Annotated in this window: 5 protein-coding genes; all 5 read right to left on the bottom strand. The window is 56.5% G+C overall.

Annotated features, from left to right (window positions below; all coding sequences use genetic code 11):
- Positions 1–101: 101 nt before the first annotated feature.
- Positions 102–983, bottom strand: a complete 882-nt coding sequence (locus QVO43_RS07085; protein ID WP_154487890.1) for a DMT family transporter — start codon at positions 981–983, stop codon at positions 102–104.
- An 84-nt stretch (positions 984–1,067) separates the two neighbouring features.
- A complete protein-coding gene (ttdB, locus tag QVO43_RS07080) occupies positions 1,068–1,688 on the bottom strand; it encodes a L(+)-tartrate dehydratase subunit beta (protein ID WP_022487833.1) in 621 nt (206 codons plus the stop codon).
- On the bottom strand, positions 1,688–2,587 hold the full coding sequence (gene ttdA, locus QVO43_RS07075) for a L(+)-tartrate dehydratase subunit alpha (RefSeq protein ID WP_022487832.1): 900 nt from the start codon (positions 2,585–2,587) through the stop codon (positions 1,688–1,690). The genes ttdB and ttdA overlap by 1 nt, the downstream gene beginning before the upstream one ends.
- Before the next feature lie 61 nt (positions 2,588–2,648).
- Complete coding sequence (locus tag QVO43_RS07070) at positions 2,649–3,740, bottom strand: SLC13 family permease (RefSeq protein ID WP_022487831.1); 1,092 nt, start codon at positions 3,738–3,740, stop codon at positions 2,649–2,651.
- 227 nt (positions 3,741–3,967) lie between these two features.
- Positions 3,968–4,317 (bottom strand): GntR family transcriptional regulator (locus tag QVO43_RS07065; protein ID WP_288174700.1); only part of this gene is annotated, 350 nt, incomplete at its 5' end.

The raw sequence follows: 4,317 nt of genomic DNA, 5'->3' as shown, positions 1-4,317 counted from the left end.
CGCAGGCTGCGTTTCCATTCCTGAAAATCTGACTGCAAATTGATTCTTCGGCCGCTGACCGTTGACAGCTGACGGGACCTGCGGTCTCTGCAGCAGCCCCCTCACACCTGGGCCAGCAGCACCGCCACGAACACCAGCACGCAGCCGGCGATTTCCCGTCCTGTCATCACTTCTCCCAGGAACAGCCAGCCGGAGAGCACGGCGAACACGGATTCCAGGCTCATGATCAGGGTGGCGGTGGTGGGTTCCGTGTATTTCTGGCCGATGATCTGCAGGGTATAGGCCACCCCGCTGGAGAGCCCCGCCGTATAGAAAAGGGGCCACCGGGCCGCCCACAGGGCACTGGCCAATCCCCCTGCCGGCACACTTTCCCACATCCCGGCCCCCAGGGCGGACAAAAGACAGGTCATGGCGAACTGGAGCCAGGCCACCCGCACCCCGCTGGCTCCCTTCCGGAGGAAATGGTCTACAAAAAGGATGTGGAGGGCGAAGAACACCGCACAGCAGAACACCAGGAAATCCCCGAACGAAACGGTGAAATCCCCCTTCACGCACAGGAGATAGAATCCCACCAGAGCCATGGGTACGCACAGCAGCATGATCTTCCGCACCGTCCGGCCCAGGAAGCGCCCCAGGATGGGCACCAGGATAATGTACAGGGCGGTGATGAACCCGGCCTTCCCGGCGGTGGTCTGGGCGATGCCCACCTGCTGGAGGTTGCTGGCGATTCCCATGATCAGCCCGCAGCAAAGGCCCCCTTTCAGGGTCACTCCATCCGGCTTCAGCCGCTGCCACAGGCTTCCCTGGCGTTTTCCCCCAAAGGCCAGCACCACCGGCACCAGCACCCCGGTGGCCAGAAGATTCCGGGCCGCGTTGAAGGTAAAGGGCCCCACATAATCCATGCCCACGCTCTGGGCCACAAAAGCGCTGCCCCAGATCAGGGCCGTCAGCAGCAGCAGCAGATTTCCTTTCATGCGATCCATAGTATTCCCCTTTTCACACATTGTAAGAATAAGGATACCATAAAAAAGGAGCTGTTGCACGTGCAGCAGCTCCTTTTTTGTTGCTTATTTAATGAACCGGACGTTGGGGATAATTTCCTCGTATACTTCTTCGGCCCGTTTCTTGTAGGTCTTCTTGTTTTCTTCGAACAGGTTGCCGCCTTTGGTGTCAACAGCCACGATCAGGGGCCCCAGTTCTTCCACTTCGCTGGTCCACAGGGTTTCCGGCATCCCCAGGTCTTTCCACTGGGCGTCGATGATCTTCTTGAAATGGACGGCGGATACCACGGCACAGCCGGCCGGGAACACACAGAAGATGGTTTTGTACTTCTGGCAGGCATCCATGGTGTCCTGGCCCATGCCCCCTTTGCCCACGATCAGCTTCACGCCGGTCTGGGGAATGAAATCCTTTTCGAATTTTTCCATCCGCATGGAAGTGGTGGGTCCGATGGAAACCATTTCATAGGCGTTTTCCTGGCCTTCAATGGGACGGACAATGGGGCCTGCGTGGAAAATGGCGCCCCCTTCCAGGTCCACCGGCAGCTTCCGGCCTTCTTCGATGAGCCGGCGGTGAGCCACGTCCCGGCAGGTGGTGATCTTGCCGGTCAGATAGACGATGTCCCCGATTTTCAGGTTCTCGATGTCTTCGGATTTAATGGGTGTATGCAGCACAACTTTGTTAGCCATTATAATTCAGCCCCCTTATGAGAAGTGATGGTGTAATGCAGGTCTTTGTCGAAAATGATGTGGCCCCGGCGGTGGTTCCAGCAGCCGATGTTCACAGCCACCCCGATGGCGGACGGATGCCGGGCGGTGTTTTCGATGTGTACACCCAGTACGGAAGCGCTGCCGGTCATGCCCTGAGGCCCCAGACCGATCTTGTTGATGCCTTCTTCCAGGAGTTTTTCCATTTCCGCAGCTCGGGGGTTGGGATTGTGGGAACCCAGAGGACGCATGAGAGCCTTTTTGGACAGGAGAGCGGCGGTTTCCACAGAGGTGGCCACCCCTACCCCCACCAGGAAGGGCGGGCAGGCGTTGGGTCCATAGGTGTACATCCGCTCCAGGACGAACTTGGTGACCCCTTCATACCCTTCCCCGGGCATCAGCACCATGGCGTGGCCCGGCAGGGTGCAGCCGCCCCCGGCCATGTAGGTGTCGATTTCGCAGGTGTCGGAATCGGGCACGATTTCCCAGAACACGGTGGGAGTCCCTTTCCCCACATTCTTGCCGGTGTTGTATTCATCGAAGGTTTCCACGCTGTTGTGGCGCAGGGGGGTGGCGAAGGTGGCCTGTACAGTGGCTTCCTTCAGCAGCCCTTCCAGTTCCCCGATGAGGGGGAAGTTGGTGCCGCATTTCACGAAATACTGGAGCACGCCGGTATCCTGGCAGGAAGGACGGTTCAGTTCCTTGGCCAGCTTCTGGTTCTTGGCGTAGGTTTCATACAGCAGCTTGGCAATGGGCACCGTTTCCTTTTCGGCCAGTTCCTTCAGTTTGGCAGCCACATCATCGGGCAGCACCTTGGCGGTGTAGCCGACGAACTTGGCCATAATGTCGGTCATTTGTTTGACTTGGGCTTCTTTGGACATTTTCATTTCCTCCTTATACTTGAACACACAGGTTGTTTTCTATTCACATGTTCCCGTACCATCAGGGATAGAAGGGGAACAGGATGGGCAGCAGGACAAGAGAGACGATGTAGCCGATGATCACCATGGGAAGGCCGGCCTTCACATAATCGTTGAAATTGTATCCCCCAGGGGCGAACACCATCATGTTGGCCGGCATCCCGATGGGAGTGGCAAAGGCCAGGGAAGCACCGATGACAGTGGCTACGATCACGGCCTTGGGGTCAGCCCCCATGGCTTCGGAAATGTTCACGCTGATGGGGATCAAAAGGGCCGCCGTGCCGAAGTTGCTCATGAAGTTGGTCATGATGCAGCTGAGCAGTAGGATCACCGTCACCAGCACCAGAGCCCCGATGCAACCGGACAGGTAGAACTTGATGCCGATCTGTTTTTCGAAGATCATGGCGATAATGGTAAGGACCATGACAATCAGGGAAACTTTCTGTTTCCAGGGAGCCACCTGGGAGAAATCCGGAGCCTTGTCATAGATGCTTTCTCCGGCTTTGGCCTGATGGTCCGGCAGGAACTGGTAGCCTACAGTGGCGAAGAACAGGGTGCCGATCAGCAGGATGGGCAGCCCCACATAGCCGTATTCGAAGAAGCTGATATCTTGACCGATGGCTTCCAGGGCGCTTTTCCCCAGCAGGTTACCAGGGGCCCCGATGATGGACAGGTTCCCGCCCATGGCCGCCGCAAAAATCAGAGGCAGCAGCAGCCGGGACCGGGCGAAACCGGATTTGGAGGCGATGCCGATGACCACGGGGATCAGGATGGCCGCCGTACCGGTGTTGGACAAAAAGCCGCTCATGATGCCGGTGACCAGCATCACGGAAACGATCAGCTGCCGTTCGGTTTTGGCAAACCGGGTGACGATGCCCCCTGCCTTGTTGGCCATGCCCGTTTCAAAAAAGGCACCGCCGATGACGAACATGGCCACGAACAGGATCAGGTTGCTGTCCACAAAGCCTGCAAAGGCATCCTTGGGGCTCAGTACCCCGGTAAGGACCAGAACCATCAGGGCGATCATGGACGTAACCGCCAGGGGAAGTTTTTCAGTGACAAACAGGATGATGACCAGTACCAGCAAAGTCAAAGTAATGGCAATGGGTGACATTATGTTTTCTCCTCCTTTGTTCTCCATCAATCCTGCGCGCTTGAATTAATTTTGATATTTGATAATGTATCCATTTCTTGATGATACTATAACCCCATTGGCAGAAAGAGTCAATGGGGTTATGGAATTATCTGATTTTTGACTACAAATTTGGATATAATATCATAAATACAAAATGAGTGCTGTCAAAAACAGCACTCATTGGTCAGCGGCCAAAAAAGGGGCGCTCACGCACCCCCGCCCTTCCCCACCTGTTCCCGGTAGTTGGTAAGGATATTGTCCATACTCCGTTTCATGTGTTCGTCCATGAGCTTTTTGGCTCTTTCCGGATCGTGGGCCCGGAGGGCTTCCATCAGCTGCTCGTGTTCGAAGAAGGAGATCTTGGCGTAATCGGTTTCCGTCACCAGGAAACCCAGGGACAGGCCGTTCCACAGGCTGGCCAGGATCTGGGTCAGTTTGGGATTCCCGGCGGCCTCCCACAGGGCCATATGGAAGCTTTCGTTGTAGTGCTTGTATTCGGCATACCGGTGCTGGGCCAGGCACTCCTGCATCCCGGCGTACACCCGCTCCACTTCCC

Source organism: Acidaminococcus sp. CAG:542 (assembly GCF_000437815.1).
Classification (GTDB): Bacteria; Bacillota; Negativicutes; order Acidaminococcales; family Acidaminococcaceae; genus Acidaminococcus.
This window is presented reverse-complemented; position numbering and strand designations above follow the sequence as displayed.

Coding starts and splice junctions, on each gene's coding strand:
- QVO43_RS07085 (WP_154487890.1), bottom strand. CDS start 983: ATGGATCGCATGAAAGGAAATCTGCTGCTGCTGCTGACGGCCCTGATC.
- QVO43_RS07070 (WP_022487831.1), bottom strand. CDS start 3,740: ATGTCACCCATTGCCATTACTTTGACTTTGCTGGTACTGGTCATCATC.
- ttdA (WP_022487832.1), bottom strand. CDS start 2,587: ATGTCCAAAGAAGCCCAAGTCAAACAAATGACCGACATTATGGCCAAG.
- ttdB (WP_022487833.1), bottom strand. CDS start 1,688: ATGGCTAACAAAGTTGTGCTGCATACACCCATTAAATCCGAAGACATC.